Annotated in this window: 29 protein-coding genes and 1 pseudogene; 28 read left to right on the top strand and 2 right to left on the bottom strand. The window is 63.1% G+C overall.

The window, feature by feature from the left end; genetic code table 11:
* The first annotated feature begins 28 nt into the window (after nt 1–28).
* The 8 genes from ACVOLQ_RS14635 to ACVOLQ_RS14600 all read left to right on the top strand — a co-directional run bounded on the left by ACVOLQ_RS14635 (nt 29) and on the right by ACVOLQ_RS14600 (nt 6,642).
* Nucleotides 29–307 (top strand): hypothetical protein, encoded by a 279-nt coding sequence (locus ACVOLQ_RS14635; RefSeq protein ID WP_425519128.1) that lies wholly within the window; start codon nt 29–31, stop codon nt 305–307.
* The gene (trbL, locus tag ACVOLQ_RS14630) at nt 304–1,659 is read left to right on the top strand and encodes a P-type conjugative transfer protein TrbL (RefSeq protein WP_099605285.1); all 1,356 of its coding nucleotides are present in this window, start codon (nt 304–306) and stop codon (nt 1,657–1,659) included. The genes ACVOLQ_RS14635 and trbL overlap by 4 nt, the downstream gene beginning before the upstream one ends.
* Nucleotides 1,660–1,683: 24 nt before the next feature.
* Nucleotides 1,684–2,388, top strand: coding sequence for a conjugal transfer protein TrbF (gene trbF, locus ACVOLQ_RS14625; RefSeq protein ID WP_099605284.1), 705 nt, complete (start codon nt 1,684–1,686; stop codon nt 2,386–2,388).
* Complete coding sequence (gene trbG / locus ACVOLQ_RS14620; protein ID WP_099605283.1) at nt 2,385–3,377, top strand: P-type conjugative transfer protein TrbG; 993 nt, start codon at nt 2,385–2,387, stop codon at nt 3,375–3,377. Before trbF ends, trbG begins: the two co-directional genes overlap by 4 nt.
* Nucleotides 3,378–3,379: 2 nt before the next feature.
* Nucleotides 3,380–4,645: a TraB/TrbI/VirB10 family type IV secretion system protein gene (locus ACVOLQ_RS14615; RefSeq protein ID WP_099605282.1), complete on the top strand. Its 1,266-nt coding sequence runs from the start codon at nt 3,380–3,382 to the stop codon at nt 4,643–4,645.
* Nucleotides 4,642–4,902, top strand: coding sequence for a DUF2274 domain-containing protein (locus ACVOLQ_RS14610; protein ID WP_099605281.1), 261 nt, complete (start codon nt 4,642–4,644; stop codon nt 4,900–4,902). Before ACVOLQ_RS14615 ends, ACVOLQ_RS14610 begins: the two co-directional genes overlap by 4 nt.
* Nucleotides 4,903–4,996: 94 nt before the next feature.
* Nucleotides 4,997–5,734 (top strand): type IV toxin-antitoxin system AbiEi family antitoxin, encoded by a 738-nt coding sequence (locus ACVOLQ_RS14605; RefSeq protein WP_047290281.1) that lies wholly within the window; start codon nt 4,997–4,999, stop codon nt 5,732–5,734.
* On the top strand, nt 5,731–6,642 hold the full coding sequence (locus ACVOLQ_RS14600; RefSeq protein WP_053506162.1) for a nucleotidyl transferase AbiEii/AbiGii toxin family protein: 912 nt from the start codon (nt 5,731–5,733) through the stop codon (nt 6,640–6,642). The genes ACVOLQ_RS14605 and ACVOLQ_RS14600 overlap by 4 nt, the downstream gene beginning before the upstream one ends.
* A 341-nt stretch (nt 6,643–6,983) precedes the next feature.
* Here the strand turns inward: ACVOLQ_RS14600 and ACVOLQ_RS14595 are convergent.
* Nucleotides 6,984–7,747 (bottom strand): IS5 family transposase gene (locus tag ACVOLQ_RS14595; protein WP_121335901.1). Its coding sequence is split into 2 segments (ribosomal slippage): nt 6,984–7,432 and nt 7,432–7,747, totalling 765 coding nucleotides; the frame shifts between segments, so codons are not numbered across the junction.
* A gap of 72 nt (nt 7,748–7,819) precedes the next feature.
* On the opposite strand from ACVOLQ_RS14595, the gene ACVOLQ_RS14590 reads away from it, so the two are divergent.
* From ACVOLQ_RS14590 to ACVOLQ_RS14535, 12 genes are all read left to right on the top strand, one after another.
* On the top strand, nt 7,820–7,975 hold the full coding sequence (locus tag ACVOLQ_RS14590) for a hypothetical protein (protein WP_165710375.1): 156 nt from the start codon (nt 7,820–7,822) through the stop codon (nt 7,973–7,975).
* A gap of 48 nt (nt 7,976–8,023) precedes the next feature.
* A complete protein-coding gene (locus ACVOLQ_RS14585; protein WP_047290285.1) occupies nt 8,024–8,503 on the top strand; it encodes a tellurite resistance TerB family protein in 480 nt (159 codons plus the stop codon).
* A gap of 152 nt (nt 8,504–8,655) precedes the next feature.
* Complete coding sequence (locus tag ACVOLQ_RS14580) at nt 8,656–8,889, top strand: lipopolysaccharide assembly protein LapA domain-containing protein (RefSeq protein ID WP_047290286.1); 234 nt, start codon at nt 8,656–8,658, stop codon at nt 8,887–8,889.
* 20 nt (nt 8,890–8,909) lie between these two features.
* Nucleotides 8,910–9,995, top strand: a complete 1,086-nt coding sequence (locus ACVOLQ_RS14575) for a calcium/sodium antiporter (protein WP_047290287.1) — start codon at nt 8,910–8,912, stop codon at nt 9,993–9,995.
* 2 nt (nt 9,996–9,997) lie between these two features.
* On the top strand, nt 9,998–12,289 hold the full coding sequence (mbhE, locus tag ACVOLQ_RS14570; RefSeq protein ID WP_052914419.1) for a hydrogen gas-evolving membrane-bound hydrogenase subunit E: 2,292 nt from the start codon (nt 9,998–10,000) through the stop codon (nt 12,287–12,289).
* A 26-nt stretch (nt 12,290–12,315) separates the two neighbouring features.
* The gene (locus ACVOLQ_RS14565) at nt 12,316–12,729 is read left to right on the top strand and encodes an MnhB domain-containing protein (RefSeq protein WP_279824023.1); all 414 of its coding nucleotides are present in this window, start codon (nt 12,316–12,318) and stop codon (nt 12,727–12,729) included.
* On the top strand, nt 12,726–13,154 hold the full coding sequence (locus ACVOLQ_RS14560) for an NADH-quinone oxidoreductase subunit K (RefSeq protein WP_047290289.1): 429 nt from the start codon (nt 12,726–12,728) through the stop codon (nt 13,152–13,154). The genes ACVOLQ_RS14565 and ACVOLQ_RS14560 overlap by 4 nt, the downstream gene beginning before the upstream one ends.
* On the top strand, nt 13,151–14,614 hold the full coding sequence (locus ACVOLQ_RS14555) for a complex I subunit 5 family protein (RefSeq protein ID WP_047290290.1): 1,464 nt from the start codon (nt 13,151–13,153) through the stop codon (nt 14,612–14,614). Before ACVOLQ_RS14560 ends, ACVOLQ_RS14555 begins: the two co-directional genes overlap by 4 nt.
* A 34-nt stretch (nt 14,615–14,648) precedes the next feature.
* Nucleotides 14,649–14,996 carry a Na+/H+ antiporter subunit E gene (locus tag ACVOLQ_RS14550; RefSeq protein WP_047290291.1) on the top strand — a complete coding sequence of 116 codons (348 nt, stop codon included), beginning with the start codon at nt 14,649–14,651 and terminating at the stop codon, nt 14,994–14,996.
* A complete protein-coding gene (locus tag ACVOLQ_RS14545) occupies nt 14,993–15,304 on the top strand; it encodes an MrpF/PhaF family protein (protein ID WP_047290292.1) in 312 nt (103 codons plus the stop codon). Before ACVOLQ_RS14550 ends, ACVOLQ_RS14545 begins: the two co-directional genes overlap by 4 nt.
* Nucleotides 15,301–15,642, top strand: coding sequence for a cation:proton antiporter (locus ACVOLQ_RS14540; protein ID WP_047290293.1), 342 nt, complete (start codon nt 15,301–15,303; stop codon nt 15,640–15,642). The genes ACVOLQ_RS14545 and ACVOLQ_RS14540 overlap by 4 nt, the downstream gene beginning before the upstream one ends.
* Nucleotides 15,643–16,314: 672 nt before the next feature.
* Entirely contained in the window at nt 16,315–16,707 is a 393-nt protein-coding gene (locus ACVOLQ_RS14535) for a hypothetical protein (RefSeq protein ID WP_047290294.1), read from the top strand.
* A 575-nt stretch (nt 16,708–17,282) separates the two neighbouring features.
* Here ACVOLQ_RS14535 and ACVOLQ_RS14530 read toward each other — a convergent pair.
* The gene (locus ACVOLQ_RS14530) at nt 17,283–17,756 is read right to left on the bottom strand and encodes a hypothetical protein (protein WP_127005324.1); all 474 of its coding nucleotides are present in this window, start codon (nt 17,754–17,756) and stop codon (nt 17,283–17,285) included.
* A 69-nt stretch (nt 17,757–17,825) separates the two neighbouring features.
* On the opposite strand from ACVOLQ_RS14530, the pseudogene ACVOLQ_RS14525 reads away from it, so the two are divergent.
* The 8 genes and pseudogenes from ACVOLQ_RS14525 to ACVOLQ_RS14490 all read left to right on the top strand — a co-directional run.
* Nucleotides 17,826–18,083 (top strand): annotated as a pseudogene (locus tag ACVOLQ_RS14525) (IS91 family transposase); the annotation flags it as partial.
* Between the two features lie 124 nt (nt 18,084–18,207).
* Nucleotides 18,208–18,558 carry a glutaredoxin gene (locus ACVOLQ_RS14520; RefSeq protein ID WP_223846396.1) on the top strand — a complete coding sequence of 117 codons (351 nt, stop codon included), beginning with the start codon at nt 18,208–18,210 and terminating at the stop codon, nt 18,556–18,558.
* Nucleotides 18,559–18,589: 31 nt separating this feature from the next.
* A complete protein-coding gene (gene msrB / locus ACVOLQ_RS14515; RefSeq protein WP_000483554.1) occupies nt 18,590–19,030 on the top strand; it encodes a peptide-methionine (R)-S-oxide reductase MsrB in 441 nt (146 codons plus the stop codon).
* Nucleotides 19,031–19,051: 21 nt separating this feature from the next.
* Complete coding sequence (locus ACVOLQ_RS14510; protein WP_025467194.1) at nt 19,052–19,297, top strand: glutaredoxin family protein; 246 nt, start codon at nt 19,052–19,054, stop codon at nt 19,295–19,297.
* A gap of 50 nt (nt 19,298–19,347) precedes the next feature.
* Nucleotides 19,348–19,656 carry an antibiotic biosynthesis monooxygenase family protein gene (locus tag ACVOLQ_RS14505; protein ID WP_002122973.1) on the top strand — a complete coding sequence of 103 codons (309 nt, stop codon included), beginning with the start codon at nt 19,348–19,350 and terminating at the stop codon, nt 19,654–19,656.
* On the top strand, nt 19,653–20,927 hold the full coding sequence (locus ACVOLQ_RS14500; protein WP_000857678.1) for an acetyl-CoA C-acetyltransferase: 1,275 nt from the start codon (nt 19,653–19,655) through the stop codon (nt 20,925–20,927). The genes ACVOLQ_RS14505 and ACVOLQ_RS14500 overlap by 4 nt, the downstream gene beginning before the upstream one ends.
* Nucleotides 20,928–20,951: 24 nt before the next feature.
* Nucleotides 20,952–21,599, top strand: a complete 648-nt coding sequence (locus ACVOLQ_RS14495) for a peptide-methionine (S)-S-oxide reductase MsrA (protein WP_223846397.1) — start codon at nt 20,952–20,954, stop codon at nt 21,597–21,599.
* Nucleotides 21,600–22,001: 402 nt separating this feature from the next.
* Nucleotides 22,002–22,870 (top strand): transposase zinc-binding domain-containing protein (locus ACVOLQ_RS14490; protein WP_481528452.1); only part of this gene is annotated, 869 nt, incomplete at its 3' end.

Raw genomic sequence — 22,870 nt, 5'->3', positions numbered from 1 at the left:
GCGATGTGTCCTCGCCCCGTCTGTTGTGATGCTTGTCGTGCTGCTGGCTGCGTGCGGCGAGCAGCCGACCGACAACCTTGCGGATGCCTTGTCCGCCGATCCCGTGCGGCTCAAGGCATTGCGCGCGCAATGCGCGGCCCATCCACAACAGGTTATGCCGACCACGGGCGAGGACGCTTGCCGCGCCGCAGCTGAGGTATTCCGGCGGCGCTTCTTCGCCGGCCAGTCCGGGCCGGACGAATACCGGACGCTGGCGGACCTGCCGCCGATCCCGCCCAGCTTCGATGAACCAGAGGGCACGCCATGAATGACGTGACCATCATCGACCAGTTCCTCAACACCTTCGCCACCTACATCGACTCGGGTTTCGGGCTGCTGCGGGGCGAAGTGGCGTTCCTCACGGCCACGCTGATCGTCATCGACATGACGATCGCCGGACTGTATTGGGCCATGAGCCACGCCACTGGCCAGGGCGAGGACGTGATCGCCAAGCTGCTGCGCAAGGTGCTCTACGTCGGTGCCTTCGCCTACATTCTCAATAACTTCAACTGGCTGGCCAGCATCGTGTTCCGCTCCTTTGCGGGTTTGGGTATCACCGCCACCGGTTCGGCCATCACGATGGAGAACTTCTTGCAGCCGGGCCGCCTAGCGAAGATGGGCATTGACGCGGGTGCGCCGATCCTGAAGCAGATCGGCGACATGGCCGGGTTCCCCGAAGTGTTCGTGAACCTTGACCCCATCGTGGTGATGTTCCTCGCGTGGCTGATCGTGGTGCTGTGTTTTTTCGTGCTGGCGATCCAGCTTTTCATCACGCTGATTGAGTTCAAGCTGACCACGCTCGCGGGCTTCGTGCTGGTGCCGTTCGCGCTTTGGAACAAGACCTCGTTCCTGGCCGAAAAGGTCTTGGGCAACGTGGTGGCCTCCGGCGTCAAGGTGCTGGTGTTGGCCGTGATCGTGGGCATTGGATCGGGCCTGTTCTCTCAGTTTCAGGTTCATCCCGCCGAGCCGTCCATCGACCACGCGCTGGTCATCATGCTGGCCTCACTCACGCTGCTGGCGCTGGGCATCTTCGGCCCTGGCATCGCCACAGGCCTCGTGTCCGGTGCGCCGCAGCTCGGCGCGGGTGCGATGGCGGGTGCCGCTGTCGGTGCAGCCGGCACGGCCGTCGTTATCGGTGCTGCAGCAACCGGCGTCGGTGGTGCGGTGGCGGCTGGCGCGCGCATGGCACCGGCAGCCGCCAAGCTGGCCGGCGCTGGTGCGCGTGCGGCCACATCGGCGGCTGGCAGTACGAAGTCGGCATTCCAGGCCGGCTCCGCCGCCGCAGGAGGTGGTGCGAAAGGCGCAATGGCGGGACTGGGCAGCGTCGTCAAGACGGGTGCGCAGGCAGCTGGGCGAGGCGCTGCGTCCCGAGCCTCCGCTGCCGGGCAACGCATGGCCGCTCCCTTCCGCGCAGGCTGGAATGGGGATGCGGGAGCGTCAGGTGGCCCCGCCCCGGCAAGTGCCACTGCGGCCCAGGCACCGGAACAACCTGCCTGGGCCAAGCGGCTGCACCGCCGCCAACAAATCACCCATGCCGCGACCACCACCGCCCACGCGCTGCGCGGTGGCGATGGCGGCGGCTCTGGCCAAGGGCCGAGCCTGCGCGGCTCCGACGACTGAAGCGATTCATAAGGAGAACTGACCATGCGATTCAAGAAACCGCAGGTGCGCTATGCCGACACGCCGCAGCCTGCCACGCCGTACCAAGCTGCCGGCCAGGTGTGGGACGACCGCATCGGCTCGCCGCGCGTGCAGGCGAAGAACTGGCGGCTGATGGCCTTCGGCTGCCTGACGCTCGCGCTGTTGATGGCCGGCGGCCTGGTGTGGCGTTCGGCGCAGTCCATCGTGACACCCTACGTCGTGGAGGTGGACAACGCCGGCCAGGTGCGCGCGGTCGGCGAAGCCGCCACGCCGTACCGGCCCAGCGATGCACAGACTGCGTACCACCTGGGCCGCTTCATCGGTCTGGTGCGCTCGTTGTCAATCGACCCCATCGTTGTCCGCCAGAACTGGCTCGATGCCTACGACTACACGACCGACAAAGGCGCGGCCGTCCTCAACGACTACGCGCGCGTGAGCGACCCGTTCGCACGCATCGGCAAGGAGTCGGTGACGGTGCAGATCACCAGCGTGACTCGCGCCAGCGACACGTCTTTCAACGTGCGCTGGACGGAGCAGCGCTTCGTCAACGGCGCTGCCGCAGGGACTGAACGCTGGAACGCCGTGATTTCCATCGTGCAGCAGACCCCGCGCACCGAGCAGCGCCTGCGCAAGAACCCCTTGGGCATCTACGTCAACGGCCTGTCCTGGGCGCGTGAACTGGATTCTTCCGAAGGAGCCAAACCATGAAATCGTCTTTCCGTATTTATGTTTCCGTGCTGGCGCTTGCGGCCCTGGCGGGCTGCGCCACACAGGGCAAGCCGCCGCCGACCATCTCGCTCGATGAGCCCGTGCAGGCCCAGCCGCTGCCGGAGCCGCCCAAGCCGGTGGAGATGGTGGCCGTGCCCGAGGTGCTGCCGATGCCAGCGCAGTTGAAGCCATTGCCCGAGTCCGAGGCTGCCAAGCCCGCGCCGGAGCCGGCGGACGAGACCGTGCGCGTGTCTCGGGCCAACGCCGAGGCACGCATCGCGCCCACGCGCGAGGGCTACGTCAATGCGATTCAGGTGTGGCCCTATACCGATGGTGCGCTGTATCAGGTCTATGCGGCCGTGGGTCGCGTGACCGTAATCGCGCTCCAGCCGGGTGAGGAGCTGGTGACGGTCGCCGCCGGCGATACCGTGCGTTGGATCGTGGGCGACACATCGAGCGGCAGCGGTGATGCGTTGCGCGTGAACGTAATGGTCAAGCCGATTCGCTCGGGGTTGAAGACCAATCTGGTCATCACGACCAGCCGACGCACCTACCTGATCGAGTTGACCTCGACCGAGAAGACGTGGATGGCGTCGGTGTCCTGGGAGTACCCGAAGGACAAGATGCTGGCCTTGCAGCGCCAGGCGCAGGCGGCCAGTGCCGCCGCGCCGGTCGATAGCGGGCTGTCGCTGGAGAAGATCCGTTTCCGCTACACCGTCTCGGGCAGCAATCCGCCGTGGAAGCCACTGCGCGCTTTCGATGACGGCGAGAAGGTCTATATCCAGTTCCCGCCTGGTATCGCGCAAGGCGAGCTGCCGCCGCTGTTCGTCATTGGGCCACAAGGTGATGGGCAACTGGTGAACTACCGCTTCCGCTCGCCGTACTACATCGTGGATCGGCTGTTCGGCGCGGCCGAACTGCGCCTGGGTGGTGACAAGGGCGACGTGGTACGGATCGAGCGCACGGACGGCGTTGCGCGGAGGAATTGACCATGAGCCAAGACGACACTACCGACCTCGCCACGCCGCAGGCGGGCAAGGTTGCGCCCGAGGCGGTGCCGCTGCGCGCCCAGCCACGCCCCGTCATGCGCCTGAACCGGCGCGTGCTGGCCATCCTCGTTGGCGGCCTGTCGGTCGCCGTGCTCGGGGCCACGATCTGGTCATTGCAACCGCAGCGGCGCGGGGCCAATGAACAGACCGAGCTTTACAACGTCGATCGTGTGTCGAAGTCCGAAGGGTTGGATGGCCTGCCTTCGGACTACTCGAAGCTACCGCCAAAAGTGCCGGAATTAGGGCCGCCGTTACCAGGCGACCTTGGCCCTGCCATCGTCGCTTCGCAGCAGCCGGTGACGCCGGCCTATGCGCCGCCAGGCCATGATCCCGAGGATGCCTTGCGCAAGGAGGCGGACGCGGCGGCGGCCTCGTCGGTGTTCTTCCGCTCGGGCGGCCAAGGTCAGACCGCCGCCACGGTCGCGCAGGCAGCGCCGGGTGCTGCAAGCACGCTCGCGGCCTTCGATCCTCTCGCTGCCGGGCCTGCCTCGACGGCGGCCCAGCCCGCCGACCCGACCGCCGTGCAGAACCGGCAAGACCAGAAAGAGGCGTTCCTGAAAGCCGGTTCTACGGAAACCCGCAATTCCGGCAATCTGGCGCTGCCGGCGTCGCCCTATCAGGTGATGGCTGGAACCGTGATCGCGGGCGCGCTGGTGACAGGCATCAAGTCGGACTTGCCGGGCGACGTGATCGCCACGGTGACAGAGCCGGTCTTTGACACAGCCACGGGCAAGTTCCTGCTGATTCCGCAGGGGGCGCGCATCCTTGGGCGCTACAACAGCCAGGTCAGCTACGGGCAGAGCCGCGTGCAAGTAGTGTGGAACCGGATCATCTTGCCCGACACGTCTTCGCTGACGCTCGACAACCTAGTGGGCACCGATCCGGCCGGCTACGCCGGCCTGGAGGATGACGTGAACTGGCACTGGAATCGCATCGTTGCGGGCGCGGTGTTGACGACGCTGCTGGGCGTGGGCGCCGAACTGGCCGCGCCGGAGAACCGGCAGGACGGCAACCGCATCGTGATTGCCGGGCGCGACAGCGCGCAGGACAGCATCAATCAGGTCGGCCAAGAGATCACCCGGCGCAACATGAATATCCAGCCGACGCTGACCACGCGGCCGGGCCTGCCGGTGCGCATCATCGTCAACCGCGATTTGGTGTTGCGGCCTTACCAGCCGATGTTCTTCCAACGGGGGGCGATGCAATGAGCACAACCAAGAACCTGCGGCTCGGGCCGCTGCCCAAGACCGAGAGCATCAAGCTGACCTTTGCGTGCCCGGTCAGCTTGAAAGCCGACCTTGACCGCTACGCCACGCTGCACGCGCAGGCGTATGGCGAGACGGTCGATGCCATGACGCTGATCCCGCACATGCTGGAGGCGTTTATCGCTGGGGATCGAGGATTCCGGCGGGGCAGGGGAGATGACACCCGACCTTCTTCCCGCACGGCTATGCCGAAAGGGTGATTGTTTGGATTAGATTCCATTGTCGTATCCAGCCTACGATTGGTGGTTCCATATCAAATTGACGTTTTCTTGGAAAAGATATATATATCGTAGTATGGCTACGACTAATTCAAGCAGACTAAATGTGCTCTACACCCGGTTGGCACCGGGAACGCCGCTGACCTCGCTGGACTTGGCGGCGTTGGGCATCTCTGCTGACCTGGCTGTTCACTACGTCCGGGCAGGGTGGCTCAAGCGCCTGGCGCGGGGGGTGTTCTGCCGCCCCAACGATCCCCCGGCGCTTCATCCCAGCCTGCTGCTGTTGCAGCGCCAGTTCGAGGGGCTGCACGTCGGCGGCAAGTCGGCGCTGGACTGGTACGGTGTGCGGCAGTACGTAGCGCAGCAGCCGGTGCTGCATCTGTATGGCTGGAAGGCCGCACGCTTGCCGGAATGGTTCACGGAACGATTCCCAGCTGAATACCACCGCAAACGGCTGTTCGACGAGCAGCCGGCCGCCTTGTTGCACGTTGGCGCGTTCGAGAAGCGCAGCGGGGCGCCGCAGGTGTCCGCGCCGGAGCGCGCCTTGCTGGAACTGTTGAGTGAGGTTGGCGTGCGCCAGCCCTTACAGGAAGCCCGCGAACTGGTGGAGAGCGCCTATAGCCTGCGCCCCGACGTGTTACGCGAGCTGTTGCAACACTGCACAAACGTCAAGACCGTGCGGCTGTGCCTGCAACTCGGCCGCGAGGCGTCATTGCCCTGGGCGGCCAAGCTCGATCCGGCCGCGCTGCCGACGGGTAGCGACCGTCCCTGGGTGTCTCGATCGGCCGATGGCCTGCTGGTACTCAAGCCATGAACCAGACCTATCTCGATACCGCGCGCCTGCTGACGCAGGTCGCGCCGCTGGTGTTTGTTGACGATACCTTTGCCCTGAAGGGCGGTACGGCGATCAACCTGTTCGTGCGCGACATGCCGCGCTTGTCGGTCGATCTCGATCTGGTTTTTCCCGATCACACCTTGCCGCGCGACGAGGCACTGGCGCGCATCAACGAGGCCATCCGGCAAGCTGCGGAGCGGTTGAAGAAGCGAGGATTCCACACACACGCGCCAGCGGCAGCAGCAGGGGAAACCAAGTTGCTGGTGCGTCGCGGCTCGATTCAGGTCAAGGTCGAAGTCAACTTCGTCATGCGCGGCACGGTGCAGCCGGTGCGCCGCGCCTCGCTGACGCCGATGGCCCGTGACGTGTTGATGGCCGATCTGGAGATTCCGGTGGTGTCGCTGGAAGAAGTGTACGGCGGCAAGCTGGTGGCGGCGCTGGATCGGCAGCATCCGCGTGATCTGTTCGACGTGATGCAGCTCTTTGCGCACGAGGGCATCACGCCCGGCATCCGGCGCGCCTTCGTGGTCTATCTGGCCAGCAGCAACCGGCCGATCCATGAAGTGTTGTTCACGCCGCTGCGAGACATCCGGCACGACTACGAGCACAACTTCCAAGGCATGACGACCGAGCCGGTGCCGCTTGATGCGCTGCTCGACGCGCGAGAACGCATGGTGCGCGAAATCCAGCAGGGTTTGGACGACGACGAGCGGCGCTTCCTGCTGTCGCTGGCCGCTGGCACGCCGGAGTGGTCATTGCTGGACATCGCACACCTCGAACAACTGCCGGGCATCCGCTGGAAGCTGCACAACCTGGCGCAGTTGCAGAAGGCCGATGCGAAGAAGTTTGCCGAGCAAGCAGATGCGCTGGCCGCAAGGTTGGGGTAGGGGGATTCCTCAACACAAGCCGGCCTGACCCGCTAAAAAATGGACACGAAACCCAGTGACTTCTCCCCGCATTGCCGACCGATTTGCGTTCCATCGTTCTACGCCACAGATCACGGTCGATGAGTATGAGCGACGCCGCGTGATCGAACTCGGTGAGTGGGTGGCTGCGCGGGGCCGCATCTACCTCGACAAGTGCTTCTGGATTCACCTGCGCGCCGCACGCACGCTCGCGTCGAGTCCACCGGGAGCGGCGGATCTTTTGGATGCCCTCGTAGCTGGTGTCTCCAACGGGCAGTTGGTGTGTCCCATCAGCGATGTACTGTTTCTTGAACTAGGGCCTGTTAACACATTCTCAGTCCATCTGCGACAAGCACGAAGCTGATGAAGCCGAGGAACATGAGATCGAGTTTCTCGAAGCGCGAGAAGATGCGCCGGTAACCCTTGAGGCGACGAAACAGTCGCTCGACCTCATTGCGGCGCTTGTACATGGCCCGGTCGTATTCCCAAGGATCAAGGCGTTTGCTGGTCGGGGGCACGACCGGAATGAATCCCAGGTCCAGAGCAAGTTGGCGGGTTTCATTGCCTTCGTATGCCCGGTCCATGAGCAAATGAACGGGTCGGCTTGTCGCCCCGAGGCTGCTGAGCAAACGCCTGCCTTCAGGTGCGTCGTGCGCTTGTCCTGGCGAGAGGCAGAACGTCACGGCCGTTCGAGCATCCGCGGCAACCATATGAATCTTGGTGTTCCATCCGCCTCGGGACTTGCCGATGGACTGAGGGCCGTTTTTTTTAACGCTCCGGTGCCGTCTGGGTGGACCTTGATGCTGGTGGAGTCCAGCGAGACCGCCTCGATCTTGATGCGCACGACCTGGGCCCGCTGCAATTCCTCGAACATGCGATCGAGTACACCGGCCTTGGTCCAGCGGTTCATGCGCGTGTAGATCGTGTGCCAGTTGCCGAACCGTTTGGGCAGTCCACGCCACTTGCAGCCATGCTCGGCCACATAGAGGATGGCGTTGACTACCTGCAGGTTGCTCAGGCTGACATTGCCGCGCTGCTTGGGCAGACAGTGCTCGATGGTGGCGAATTGCTCGGGTGTGATCTCCATGCCAGAGATTGTCCCGCGCAGTCGCAGAAATCGCCATTAGTGTTAACACGCCCTAACTCCAGGAGCTTCACGATGCACCATCTTCATTCCCACCGCGCCCGGCAGCAACGTGCCACCACCATCGCCATCACGCCATCGGTCACCCGCTGGTACCCCGCGGCGCGAGCCGCTGGTTGGACACTGCTGGCCATGACGCTGACCGTCTTCGTGGTGTTCAGGCTCGGCTGACCACCGCCATCCACCGCTCTCCATGGCCCCTTAAGGAGGACCAAGCCAATGAACCACCCAGTTTTCCGGCACTACCCCCGCAACAGCCCTCAGGCCGCCGGGCGCATCCTGGCCACCGCCTTGCTCGCCAACGGCGACATCAAGGATGTCGAATGGCAGCGACTGGCCGACACGCAGGCCTTCGAACGGCTCGATCTGCATGGCCTGCAATGGCATGTCGTTCTGGACGAGTTGTGCCAGGACCTGATGACCGGTGTTCGCCCGGGGCGGGATATCCTGATCGACGGCCCGACGCTCGCTGCCTGGCTGGACGAGATCGATAACGTCGCGTTGCAGGCGCTGGTGATCAAGCTTTGCGCTCAAGTCATCGAGGCCGACGGCGAGGTGCACCCGGGCGAGTCGATGTTGTTGCGCGCGGCACTTGAGCGGTGGGTGCTGCCGATGGAAGACCAGGAGTGTGTCGAACCACTGGTCTACGGCCTCGACTTTCAGGTGGTGCCGCGCCCTGGCATCTCGATGCCGGGCTAACGTTCGATCAAGCATCAGGTGATTCCCCTTCCCCCATTCTCCATTCCCGAGGCCGGCCGCGCTGCAGCGCTGTCGGCCTTGTTGTTTGTCGAGCTAACCAACAAAGGCATAATTCCCGCAACAGCTTGTCTGCTGTGCGAAGAAGGAACAACATGAAACATGTCTACTTGGCCCTGCTGCTCGCCATGACGGCTGTCGTTTTTCTCTTCAAGTTCCAGAACCTCGACACTGTGACCGTGCAGTTCCTGTCTGCGAGCTTGACGCTACCGCTGTCGTTGCTGCTGCTGGCGGTGTACGTGCTGGGCATGCTGACGGGAGGCACGCTCCTGTCCATGGTTCGCAGCTGGGTGCGCGGCGCCACCTCGAAACCTCCCTTGAGCAACTGAGCCATGGCGACTTTGCGGCAATGACTTTTCTTCTGTTCGCGGGGGGGCTCCTGGCCTTGGTTGCCGGCGCCTTCATCCTCGTGCGCGGTGCGTCGCTCCTGGCATTGCGCCTGGGTCTGTCGCCGCTGGTGGTGGGTCTCACGGTGGTGGCTTTTGGCACCAGTGCACCGGAGATGGCCGTGACAACCGGCGCAGTGCTGGCCGGGCAGGGCGGGCTGGCGGTGGGCAACGCCGTGGGCAGCAACATCTTCAACGTGCTGTTCGTCCTGGGCCTGGCCGCGCTCATCACGCCGCTGGCGGTGCACCGGCAAGTCATCCGCCAGGAGGCGCCGATCATGATCGGCGGCGCCGTGTTGCTCATCGTCCTGGGCCTGGACGGATCGTTGGGGCTGTTCGACGGATCGCTGCTGCTCGGCCTGCTGATGGCCTACACCGCGTTCCTGGTCCGGCAGTCGCGCGCGGAGCCGGCCGCGACCGGTCCCGACGAGTACGCCGACACACTGCAGCCGGCCAAGGCGGGGCGGTGGGACGCCCGGCTGCCGGCACAGCTCGGTCTGATCGTCGCCGGGCTGGTGCTGCTCGTGCTGGGATCGGATTGGCTGGTGCAGGCGGCAGTCATCTTCGCGCGTGCACTCGGTCTGTCGGAGGTGATCATCGGCCTGACCATCGTCGCCTCGGGCACTTCGCTGCCGGAGGTGGCGGCATCGGTAGTGGCCAGCCTCAAGGGCGAACGCGACATCGCCGTGGGCAACGTGGTGGGCAGTTGCGTGTTCAACCTCTTTGGCGTCGTTGGCCTGGGGGCCGTCGTGGCGGCTGTGGGCACCGGTGCCGCGCTGCCGCTGCCGCCGGACGTGGCCCGGTTTGATCTGTGGGTCATGCTCGCCGCACTGGTGGCTTGCCTGCCGGTCTTCCTGACCGGTCGCGAGATCGCCCGTTGGGAGGGCGGCCTGTTCCTGGGCTACTACGTCGCGTATGTGGCCTACCTGGTGCTGGCGGCGCAGCGCCATGACGGCGTCCAGGCCTTCGGCGACGCGATGCTGGGGTTCGTGGTGCCGCTGACCATCGTCACGCTGGGCGTGACGATGTTGCGGCGGGCGGGGCGCTGAGCGTGGGCACGCCGCTTCTGAGCTCGGCGGCCGATGGCGGCATGGGGCTGGCCTCTCGTGCCGCCTTCACGGCGCTGCCTCTGGCCGCGCTGGGCGTCGTGGTGGGCATGTTGTTGTGGCTGCAGCTGCCGACGGGTGGTGCGCTCGAGTGGATACCGGCGCTGGGCATCTCGCTGGCCTGGCGCATCGACGGCCTGGCGGTGCTGATGCTGCTGATGATCACGGCTGTGGGCAGCGCGGTATTCGTCTACGCCGGCGGCTACTTCGCAAGCCACCCGGGGCAACGGCGGCTGTTCGTGCAGCTCACGCTGTTCATGGTGGCGATGATCGGCTGCGTCACTGCTGACAATCTGTTCACGCTCTTCCTGTTCTGGGAAGCCACCAGCGTGCTGTCCTTCCTGCTCGTCGGCTTCCACCATGAACGCGCGGTCAGCCGCAAGGCGGCGCAGCAGGCGCTGCTGGTGACAGGCACCGGCGGCCTGGCGCTGCTGGCGGGCTTGATCCTGATCGGGCAGGTGATGGGCACCAGCACCATCAGCGTGATCGTCGAACGCCTGCCGGCCACCGCGCCCACCCCGCTGCTGACGGCGGGTGTCCTGTTGGTGATCGTGGGCGCCTTCACCAAGAGCGCGCAGTTCCCGTTCCACTTCTGGCTTCCCAACGCGATGGCCGCGCCAACACCGGTGTCGGCCTACCTGCATTCGGCCACGATGGTGAAGCTGGGTGTGTACCTGCTGGCGCGGCTGGACGCCGGCCTCGACGACTGGCTGCTGTGGCAGGTGCTGCTGCAGGGCGCGGGTTCGATCACCGCCGCCTGGGGCATGGTGCTGGCGCTGCGCGAGCGCGACCTCAAGCGCATCCTGGCCTGGTCGACGGTGGCCACGCTGGGCACCTTGGTGGCGCTGGTGGGCATGCCAGGCGAAGGTGCTGCGGTGGCTGTGGGCGCGCTGCTGCTGGCGCATGCGCTGTACAAGGCGCCGCTGTTCTTCGTCGCTGGCAATGTCGATCATGGCACCGGCACCCGCATCATCGACCGACTGGGCAACCTGCGCCACGCCATGCCGTGGACCGCGGCGGCGGCGGCGCTGGCCGGCATGTCGATGGCCGGCATCCCCTTGTCGTTCGGCTTCGTGGTGAAGGACCTGATCGGCGACGCCAAGGCGGCCGACAACGTGCTGGCTTTCGCGCCGCTGGCCAACACGGTGTTCTCGGCCATCGCGGTGGCCGTGGCCGGTGTCGCCGCCGTGCGCGTGTTCTGGCACCGCGCGCCCGAGCCCGCGCTCACCGGCGTGCATGAGGCCGGTCCCGCGCTGGTGCTGCCGCCCATGGTGCTGGCCGGCTTCGGCGTCGCGCTGGGGCTGTTCCCGGCCTGGGCCCAGCCGATGGTAGAAGCTGCGGGGGTGGCCATGACCGCCGGCGACGACCCTGTGCTGGCGCCGCTGGCGCGGGCACTGCTGGCAGAGTCGCTGACCTTTGCCACCACGCTGGCGCTGGGTGCGATCGTCTATCTGCTGTGGGACGTGCTGCACCGCATGGTGGATGCGGTTGCCCCGCGGCTAGCCACCTTCGGCCTTGCCAGGCTCTACGAACGTTCCCTGGACTGGATTCCGCGTCTCGCTGCGTTCAGTACGCGGGCGTTGCAGCACGGACGCTCGCCAGGTTACATGGCCGTGGCGGCGGCCGCGGCGGTGCTGGCCATCGGGCTCCCGCTGGTGGCAGCCGCGCCCACGCTGGCCTGGCCGGCCTGGTCTGCGCCGCCATTGGGCGTGGCCGGTGCCGTGCTACTGATCGCTGTCGGCGCCATGGCGGCCGCCACGCTGAAGGACCGCCTGGTGCTGCTGCTGGGTGCCGGTCTCGTGGGCTACGGCAGCGCAGTGCTGTTTCTCTTTGCGGGGGCGCCGGACGTCGCCTTCACACAGGTGGTCGTTGAGACGGTGTTCGTCATCGTCGTTGCGGCGGTGCTGTTGGCGTTGAAACGCCAAGGCAAGGCCATGAGCGTGCCCGAGCCGGTCTGGCGCCCGATGGCGCTCGTGCTGTCGCTGGCCTTCGCCACCGTGCTGACCGCGCTGCTGCTGGCCGCCGTGGCGCTGCCCTTCGACGACACGCTGTCGCGCTGGTTCGGCGAGCACAGTGTGCCGGCCGCGCAGGGCCGCAACGTGGTAAACGTGATCCTGGTCGACTTCCGAGCGCTGGACACGCTGGGCGAGATCACGGTCGTGATGCTGTCGCTGCTGGCGGCGGTGCCGCTGCTGCGTGCTGTGCGCACCCGGCGCGACACGGAGGCCGGACGATGAACCGCCGGCTGGTCATCCTGGAGGTAGTGGCTAAGCCCCTGTACGTGGTGATCCTGGCCGCGTCGCTGGTGGTCCTGCTGCGCGGCCACAACGAGCCCGGCGGCGGCTTCATCGGCGGCCTGCTGGCGGTGACCGCCAGCGTGCTGTGGGCCGTCGCGCACGGACCCGATGCCGCCACGCAGCGCCTGCCGCTGCGCTCGCCGGTGCGGCTTGCGGCGCTGGGCGTGCTGGTCGGCGCGCTGTCGGGCCTGCCGGCCTGGCTGATGGGCAAGGCCTACCTTACGCACCTGTGGGCCGGTGTGCCGCTGGGCTTCACGACGCTGCCGGTGTCCACGGTGCTGGTGTTTGATCTCGGCGTCTACCTGTGCGTGTGGGGTGCGCTGGGGGGTTATGCCATCGCACTGCTCGACAGCGACGAGGCGGAGGAGGGCGCGCAATGATCTGGGCCGTCGCCTTCGCGCTCTGGATCACGTTGACCGCAGGGCTGTACCTGGCGCTGTCGCGCGACGTGCTGCGCTGCGTGGTGGGCCTGGCGCTGCTGGGCAGCGCGGTGAACCTGCTGCTGCTGGCCGCGGGCCGCCTGGGGTCGGCGCAGCCGGCGGTGATCGAGGCGGGCGGCCGGGTGCTGCAGGAGGCGGCCAACCCGCTGCCGCAGGCGCTGGTGCTGACCGCCATCGTGATCGGGTTCGCGCTGATGTGCTTTGCGCTCGTGCTGGTCATGCAGTTGGTGCGGCGCGTCGGCACCGACGATGCGCTGGCGCTGCGGCTGGTGGAGCCCGAGCCGGCGGACCCCGTGAAGCCGCCGCTGGCCTTCGATGCCGTCCATGCCGACGACGATGCGCGGCCGCAGAGGGCCGACACGTGAGCATCGTCGCCACCGCACCCGTGCTCGTGCCGCTGGCCACCGCGGGCCTGACGGCGCTGTTCTCGGGCCGGTCCCGCACGCAGCAGGCCATCAGCTTCGTCGGCGTCCTGGGCTTCCTGGGGGCGGCGGTGACGCTGCTGGCGCAGGTCAGCGCCAGCGGCCCGGTCGGCGTCAGCTTCGGCGATTGGCCCGCGCCCTACGGCATTCAGTTCCGCTTCGACGGCCTGTCCACCGCCTTGCTGCTGTTGACGGCGCTGATGGGCCTGGTCACGCTGATCTTCCTGGGCAGCGACGCCGACCCCGGTCCGCGCCACCGGCTGCTGCTGCCGCTGCTGCACGGCACGCTGGCCGGCGTGGCCGGTGCCTTCAGCACCGCCGACCTGTTCAACCTCTATGTCTGGTTCGAGGTGATGCTGATCTGCGCCCTGGGCCTGATCGCGCTGGGCGGCCGGCGCGACCAGCTCGATGCCGCCTTCAAGTACCTGGGCCTGAACCTGTTCGGCACGCTCCTGCTGCTGGCCGCCATCGGGCTGCTCTATGCCGCCACAGGGCAGCTCAACTACGGCGGGCTGGCACTGGCGGCGCGCCAGCTCGACCCGGCCCTGCTGCACACGTTGCTGGCGGCGCTGACGGTGGGGCTGCTGCTGAAGGCCGGGGCTTTTCCGCTGTATGCCTGGCTGCCGGCGTCCTACCCCACGCTGCCCGCGCCGGTGCTGGCCCTGTTCGCCGCGCTGCTGGGCAAGGTGGCGGCCTACGCCGTGCTGCGCATGCTGGGCGACGTGTTCATGCCCGAAGGTGCGGCGCTGTACGAGGTGCTGGGCTGGGTGGCGGTGGCCACCATGGTGGCTGGTGTGCTGGGCGCGGCGCACCACTGGGACATGCGGCGCATCCTGGCCTTCCACAGCGTCAGCCAGATCGGTTACGTGCTGCTGGCGGTGGCACTGGGCGGCCCGGCCGGCCATGCCGCGGCGCTGTTCTACACGCTGCACCACAGCCTGGTGAAGGCCAGTCTGTACCTGACCGCCGGCATGGTGGCCAGCGTGGCCGGCAGCTACGACCTGCGGCGCATCGGTGGCCTGGCCGCCGCACGGCCGATGCTGGCGCTGCTGTTCGCGGTGATGGCCTTGTCGCTGGTAGGCATTCCGCCGCTGTCGGGCTTCTGGGCCAAGCTGCTGGTGCTGCAGGAGGCCTTTGCACAGGGGCGCTACACGTGGGCCGCGCTGGCCCTGCTGGTGAGCGTGCTGACGCTCTACTCGATGATGAAGATCTGGACCGAGGCCTTCTGGAAGCCCCATCCCTTGGCCGATGCGGAAGGTGTATGGCCAGCGCGGCGCGTGGCGCTCGCACCGGCCTGGGCGGCGACGGTCAGCCTGGCGGCCGTGACGCTTGCGATCGGATTTGCACCCCAGACACTGATCGAGTTCGCGCAGGCCGCGGCCGCGACGCTGGGCCGGAAATGAACCGCAGGAGCCGCCACATGAATTGCCGTGCCGCATGAACAAGCTCACCGCCGCCGTCCTTTTGCCACTGCGCTTTGGCTGGGCGATGCTCGCCTCGGGCGTGCAAACGGTTGCCGCGATCGTTCGGCGCGGCCTGGCTATCGGCACGGCGCCTGCGGCGACCTTCGTGCGCATCGGCTTCGCGCCGATGAGTCCACAGGGCGCTGCGCTGCTGGTCTGCATGATCTCGCTGACGCCGGGGACGACGGTGATCGACATCGACCTGGTGCGCCGGGAGATGGTGCTGCACATGCTCGACGCGAACAACGCGGCGGCTGAGGTCGACGCCATCCGGCGCGACTTCGAGCCGCCGCTGCTGGCCTGGTTTGGAGAGTCGGCATGAACGGGCTGCTGAACGCGGCCTCGGTGGGCTGGGCCACAGCCGTGCTCACCTTGCTGGCGCTGTGCGCGACCCTGATCGCCACCGTGCGCATCGTGCGCGGGCCTCGGCATGCGGATCGCGTGGTGGCCCTCGACATCTTCCTGGCGGCCGCCGTGGCGCTGTGCGTTGCGGCCTCGCTGGCCACCCGCCGCACCGTGTTCCTCGACGTGGCCATCGGCCTTGCGCTGGTCGGCTTCGTGGGGACGGTGGGGTGGGCACGCTTGATCGAGCGGTCGGCGCCGTCCGATACGCAGGAGGAGCGGCGATGATGACGACCCTGGGCGGGCTGCTGCTTGCTGCTGGCGCGGTGTTGCTGGTGATCGCAGCCTGGGGCGTGATCGTGTTGCCCGATGCACTGGCCCGCCAGCACGCGGCGACGAAGGCGGGCACGTTGGCGCTGACGCTCGTGTGCGTGGGCGCCTTGCTCGTGGCCCAGGACACGGCCTGGACCTGGCGGCTGCTGCTGATCCTGGGTTTTCTGCTGGCGACCTTGCCGGTGGCTTCTCACCTGCTGGCACGGGCTGCAGTGCGCGAAGGGGGTCTGGCTCAAGCGGTCGACGCGGCGGAGTTCGTCTCCAACACGGACTGGGACGGAACGCCTGACTGAAACAGGTGTTCCGTCAGCGCCTGATTGAACTCAGCCAAGAGCGTTGAATTGCTGCCGTTCAAATCAAGCTGCCAGTTATTCTGAACAACGAGCATGCATACACCGAAGTCGCGGGGGTTTCGGTGACGAGACTGACGAACTGGTTGTCGGTATAGAAGTCCCCGGCAATATGGGGTCTGGTGCAGGCGGCTACGAGGGAAACCTTGGTCGAGCGCATGGCTGGCGCCACCTGTACGTACTGTGCTTTGGCCCGCTGGGTCGAGGTGTATTCATTGCTTTCGTTTGTAGCTTGTTCTTTGACATCGGTGGTTCTCGCAGAACTTGATGTTGTTTGGTGCGAGAGATTGGCGTTCGCGTCTCGGCGTACCTCCGTCGGGCTCTGCGGGCTGCGCCCCGCGCCCCTGCGGGTCGCAGCCATTCGGCTCCGATCTCTGACGCACTCCGGCCGTCGGTGGGCCCCCGGCCTGCGCGCTGCGCTTGCCTGTTTCGTGCCTGCTTGTGTGGTGGGGCTGGCTTGCTGATCCCTTCATCCTTGCACACCGTTCTCGCTGTCAAGGTCTGCGCGTCCTGTGGTCGCTGGCGGCCGTTCGGCCGTCTTCGAACCTGTGACCGCTGCGCTGCGGCGTGCCGTTTCCGGTCTCGGGCAATCCCGCCCGATCACCGGAGTTGGTCATGGACGACAAATCACACGTTTCGCTGGAGCAGCAGCTTTGTCTGGTGTGCGGCACTGCTTTTGATACCGGCAACATCTTGCTCGACCGGCGCCTGCGCGCGAGCATGAAGCACCACACGACGACGGGCTGGGGGCTGTGTCCCAAGCACCAGCGCCTGTTTTCGGAGGGCTTCGTGGCCTTGGTCGAATGCGATCCGCAGCGCAGCGGAACGCCGTCGGGTTCGGGCCTGATGAAGCCTGATCAGGCGTACCGCACCGGGCGGCTGGCGCATTTGAAGCGGGATGCCTTCGCCCGGGTGTTCAACGTTCCGGTCGCGGCCGAGCAGCCGTGTGTCTTTGTCGAGCTTGGCGTGATCGAACAACTGCAGGCGATGGTGCCTGCGACAGATTGACGCTGCGTTGAGGCCTTGTGGCGCCGCCCCGTACATCGCGGGAGCGGCGCTTTTCTGATGCTGTGCTGCGCTGTTGGGGTTGACCCTCAACCCAATGGGCCGACCCCTTTCTCTCCGGCAGTGCTGCGCGATTCGCACCCCCTGCGCGCCGGTTTCACCGGCTTGCCTGGCCTTTGCGGGCGCTCCCCCCGTCAAGGGCCGCTGCGGCGCCCGTGTCCTCGGCTGCGCCTGCGGGCCGCGCCAGCGCCTTCGCTTCCTCCCTTGACGGCGCACCCGCGCCGGCCCCAGCTGCTGCCCATGGCCGCGAAGGGCTTCGCGGCCCCTGCGGAGCCCAACACCCAAGGAGAGCGCCCATGCACAGCAACGACTGACTTCCCAACCTTTTCACTATGTCTTCCATTGTTTGAACAAGGTCCCCTTGTGGGACAGGAGATTTCACATGAACACCGTTACCGAGGGTTGGCCGTTAATTCGGGAAAAGTCCGACAATCTTCGGTAACCGATTGTCGCTGCAGCAATTTCGCCACCGCAGATCAGTGAGACGTTGTGTTCCTTCGCCGCGCCGCTGGCGCCCATTACTTCAGAGGAAGGTCTTGGGTCGCCTCTTCGGCTGCAGGCGGACGCACGCGACGCTTGCCGGTGCGCTCGACGGGCTCCGTCGCCGGCGTCAATGTCGCATCACGCTGAGCCCACGCGGCCTGCATGCCTTCAAACCGAGCCTGGGTTCGCTCGCGTTCGAGTTCGGAATCGCGTAGCTCTCGGCGCGTTTGCTCAAGTTGCGATCTCGCCTGGTCCAGGTGGGACTGCAGCACCTCTGCGTCTGTGATCGCCTTTGCCGTTCGCTGTTCGAGGGATGTCACTTGTGCCGGAAGCGGTCGCAAGGATTCCAGTTCTTCACGAGCTTTGCGGACCTCGCGTTCGGCCTCCGTCAACGCCTTCTGCTGGTGCGTGGTCTGTTCAAGCAGGCGGCCGTTATCACGATTGAGTCTCAGCAGCTCCGCGTTCTTGGCGGTGACCTGGTCCGCGGCCTGGCGGAGTTCGACCTGCAACGCCTGAAGGGCCTGTTCGTGCTGACGTTGCTCGCGTGCCCTTTGCTCCTGCGCCTGGGCCCGGAAGTGGTCAACGTCAGCGCCCACGACGAGCCGCGCAGCCCCGAGCAGAAGCGCCGTGCGATGAGCTGGGCGCAACGCCTCAAGCGGGTCTTTTCCATCGACGTCACCGCCTGCGTCCACTGCGGTGGCACCGTGCGGATCGTCGCCAGCATCGAGGAACCTGCCGCCATCCGCGCCATCCTTGGCCACTTCGTGAAGCAGGGCGCGCGGGAAGAAGCGCACTACAGGCCCGCAGCGCGCGCACCGCCAGTGCAAGCCGCGTGACGATCTGCCGGCTGCACAGCCGACGGCGAAACCGGAATCCGAGCCGATGCGGCCACGATCCGCAGGGCGGCGCTCGGCCCGCTGTCGGGAATCAGCGAAGCATGGCTGCTGACAACCCCGCTGCGTGGCCCCGCGATGCCGAAATCCCACTCACAGACGTCCGATCCGTGCCCAAAACGGGGCTTGCGCGACCACCGCCTACCCAGCAGACTGCCCGAAAAGGGCGTTTGAACTTCCTATACGCGAACTTAAGAACGTTGTCATCTACACAAAAGACCATTGTCCGTTTAGTAAACGCGTGAAGGAGTACTTAACTTCTGAAAAAGTTGATTTTAAACAAATTCGCGTGGATGACGATCCCAAGACTTATGATGAGTTGAAGAAAAAAACCAACCTTCAAACTGTTCCGCAAGTTTTTGTGGATGGAAAATTCATTGGTAGCGCGACTGACTTCTTCGCGTGGATTGATAGCTAAAGAACAAACCCAAAAATAAAGGAGCAAATTTATGTTCAACTGGGAAAGCATTAACAACTATCTCGATAACGGCACTCCCGCTCCTCCTAGAAAAGTAGAAAAGAGCGAGGAAGAGTGGAAAAAAATTCTGACGCCCGCTCAATTTAATGTCATGCGGAAGAAAGGCACCGAGCGCCCTCACACTGGGGAACTCTGTTCATTTTATGAGGCAGGACGGTATGCCTGCGCGGGCTGCGACACTGAACTGTTTGATTCGAACGTTAAGTTTGATTCGGGAACAGGTTGGCCGAGTTTTTCTGAGCCCGTCGCCGACAACGTAATTCAATATGAACTGGACACGACTTACGGACGAAGAATCGAAGTGCTATGCAATGTGTGCGAAGCCCACTTAGGGCACGTTTTTCCAGATGGTCCTGAGCCCTCTGGGGCTCGATTCTGCATCAACTCGGAGTCGTTGAAGTTTGTAGAGTAATTTTAGAAAATGGAGGGGGTCGTGGGGATTAAGCTGTTCGGTCATAAGGACTGCCACAAAACCAAGATTTACCAGTCGTACTTGAAAGAAAAAGGAATCGAGTTTGATTTTTTAGATGTTCACGAAGACGACGCGGCAGCTGATGAACTGCGATCCCTTTATACTACTGGAAAGTTAAATTTCCCGACAATACTGGTTGGGACAAAGAAGCTGAGAAACCCCAAGTTCAAGGATCTCGACAAGTGGTTGGAAGCTTCGATGAAATAACGAGATCTTTTTTTTGAGGATTGTAATTAGCTTAGTAAGGAGTCAGATCAATGATTATAGCAGTTTTCCGCAGTCGTGTTGCCAAGGAGCACGGTGGGGAGTTTGAAAGAAGATACGCCGAGATGTCCGCGCTTGTCGAAGCCATTCCTGGTTACGGAAGCCATGAGCGGTTTTCTTCTCCTAACGGTGAAGATGTTCTAATTGTCGAGTTCCTTACCAGAGAAGCTTTCGATGCTTGGGATAAGCATCCCGAACACAAAAAAGCCAAGATGCTTGGCAAAGACTACATTTTTGAATCGTACGACGTGAAGGTCGGAGAAGTTTTTGAACGGCACACAAAGCCGGAGGTGAAATTATGAAAACGAGAAACGTTTATATCGTAGGTGGAGCTCGGATTCCATTTATGAAATCTATGACCGCATATCGAGACGTCTCAAGTGAAGAACTAATGACGGCGAGCCTAAAGAGTTTAGTTGATAGATATAACTTGGAAGGAAAAACTGTGGGCGATGTAGCCTTAGGAGCTGTCATGCACAGCTCGGCTAACTGGAATTTGGCTCGTGAAGTCGTTCAATCCTCCGGTTTGCATCCAAACACTCCGGCATATAACGTGCAACGTGCTTGCGGAACGAGCTTGGAAAATACGATTCAGATTGCTCACAAAATTTCTAGCCACCAAATTGAAAGTGGCATTGCGGGCGGTGTTGATAGCAACAGCGATTTGCCCATTATGGTTAGTCGAACTTTCGCAAGAAAATTGATTGCGTTGAATTCTGCCAGAACGCTTGGTGAGAAAGTAAAAATCATTTTAGGAATTAAACCTAGCGATCTAAAGCCAGTGTTGCCCGCAGTGGTTGAGCCACGCACCGGAAAATCAATGGGTGAGCATTGCGAGCTCATGGTTAAAGAGTGGAATATTTCTCGCCAAGAGCAAGATGAGTTAGCGCTGGCAAGTCACAGAAATGCAGCTCAAGCATATAAAGATGGGTTTTATGATGATCTCGTCTTTCCATTCCAAGGAAATAAGACCGATGGAATTTTGCGTGCTGATACAACTTTGGAAAAATTGTCGAAGTTAAAACCTGTTTTTGATAAATCAGAAAAAGGGACTTTGACGGCGGGAAATTCAAGCTCGCTCACAGATGGCTCATCCACCGTTCTTTTAGCATCAGAAGAAGAGGCAAAAAAGAATAATTGGCCCCTGTTGGCTAAGATTGTGGATTCTCATACTTCTGCCGTGGATTACGTCGCTGGCGAAGGTTTGCTCATGGCTCCAACTGTGGCGGTCAGTGAATTATTGAAGCGAAACGGCTTAAAGCTTCAGGATTTTGATTTTTACGAAATTCACGAGGCGTTCGCTGGACAAGTGCTCTGCACGATGAAGGCGTGGGAGTCTGCTGAATACTGCAAAACACGTTTGGGACGATCAGAGCCTCTCGGAAAAATTGACCGCTCGAAGCTAAATGTCCGTGGAAGTAGCATTGCCCTTGGGCATCCGTTTGCGGCTACTGGCGCTAAGATCGTCGGAGTTTTAGCAAAGATACTGCACTCAGCTGGTCCTGGAAAACGTGGCCTTATCGTCGTTTGCACGGCGGGAGGAATGGGAGTGGCTACAATTCTTGAAAGTTAGGAGAAAAATATGTCGGATCTAAAAATGAATAAAGAAGACGGTGTTGAAAGCTATGAATTTGCAACCCCTGAAGCAATCGAAGAAGCATTGAAAATCGGGAAGCTTAGTCAAACGGTTTTCGGCATGGGTTGCTTTTGGGGACCGGATTCTAATTTTGGAGGGACGCAGGGAGTAGTGCAAACACGTGTTGGCTACGCTGGAGCATCAACTCTGGATCCGAGTTACCGCAACATCAACGGACACGCCGAAGTCGTCAGAGTGATCTACGATAAAGACCAAATCAGCTACAGGGAACTTCTTGGAAGTTTTGAATCATGGTCTGTTCATGGTAGAAAGCAGGGCCAGTATCGCCAGATACTTTTTGTTTTTGATCTGGAGCAAAAACAAGTAGCTGAAGAACTGATTCAAGCGATTGGAAAGGAGAAATCTCCCGAGGTGATTGAGGCCGGAGAACAAAATGGTTATTTTTGGCCCGCCGAAGATTACCATCAAAAGCATCGTCTTCGCAGAAACAAACAGCTTGTAAGTCTTGCAGAAGTAGATTTCGGTCCTCGCTGGGATGAACATCTGTATTTTACTAAATTAAATAGTACCGATAGAAAAGGCTTCAGTCTCTCAAGCTGGCTAAAAAAGTTGTCTCCGGAAATGCAGAAAGCTTACCGAATCGGTTAATCTGAAATTGCAGCTGGCTAAAGAACTCTATTTTCTATATGTAAAGAATGTGACGATCTCCTTCACATGGAGTCCAAGAGAGCATAAAAAATCTGTGTAAGTCGCATTACCCATGTATTTGAAAGGAATAAATAATGCCAATATCAGACCAGCTTATCGACCGAAGCAAGACCTCAGTTTTTATGAGGTCTTGAGATCAGCGCAGCGTGAACAGATCTCTTACAGTGTGGCGAACACACTGGTTTGATTGCGGCCTTGGGTTTTAGCTTTGTATAACATCTGATCGGCGACTTCGAGCAACTGCTTTTCGGCGATGTCCGATACGAAAACCGGAAAAGGCCGATATGAACCGGCCGGGGCGGGCGCAAGCCTGAGCAGCCATTCCCTGCACCGGAGTGTTTCGTGCCGCGCTTCGCCGCGACCGTGTCGCAGCTGCAGGATGCCGTGGCGCACGCAACGTCGCCGGCAGCGCATCTGCCCACGGCTCGCTATGCGCCTCACCGTCCCGAGCGCACCCTGCTGTACGCGCTGGTGCAGGCGCATTGGCCGGACTTTCTCGCGCGCCGTGAGGTAGAAGACCGCCCGCTGCCCGAGTATGTGCGCGAGGAGTTCGAGACCTACCTGCGCTGCGGCGTGCTCGAGCACGGCTTCCTGCGCGTGGTCTGCGAGCACTGTCGTGCCGAGAGGCTGGTGGCGTATTCCTGCAAGAAGCGCGGGCTGTGCCCGAGCTGCGGGGCGCGGCGCATGGCCGAGTCGGCGCGGCATCTGGTGGACGAGGTGTTCGGCCCGCGGCCGGTGCGGCAATGGGTGCTGAGTTTCCCGTACCCGTTGCGCTTCCTGTTCGCCAGCAAGCCTGAGGCCATCAGCCCGGTGCTGGGCATCGTGCATCGTGTGATCGCCGGTTGGCTTGCCGATCAGGCCGGCGTGCCGCGGGATACGGCGCAATGCGGCGTGGTGACCCTGATCCAGCGCTTCGGCAGCGCGCTGAATCTCAACATCCACTTCCACATGCTGTGGCTCGACGGCGTGTACGAGGACACCACCGAGCGTCCGCAGCGCAAGCCGCGCCTGCACCGCACCCGTGCGCCCACATCGGCGCAACTGACGGAACTGGCCAACACCATCGCGCATCGCGTGTGCCGGCACCTGACGCGCAAAGGCTGGCTGGAAGGCGAGGACGAATCCGTGTTCCTGTCCGACAGCGCGGGTAGCGACGACGGCATGGATGGGCTGCGGATGAGTTCGATGACCTACCGCATCGCCACCGGTCG

This window comes from Stenotrophomonas sp. STEN031, assembly GCF_056759975.1.
Note: the sequence above shows the minus strand (reverse complement) of the source record. Positions and strands in the feature narration are given on the sequence as shown.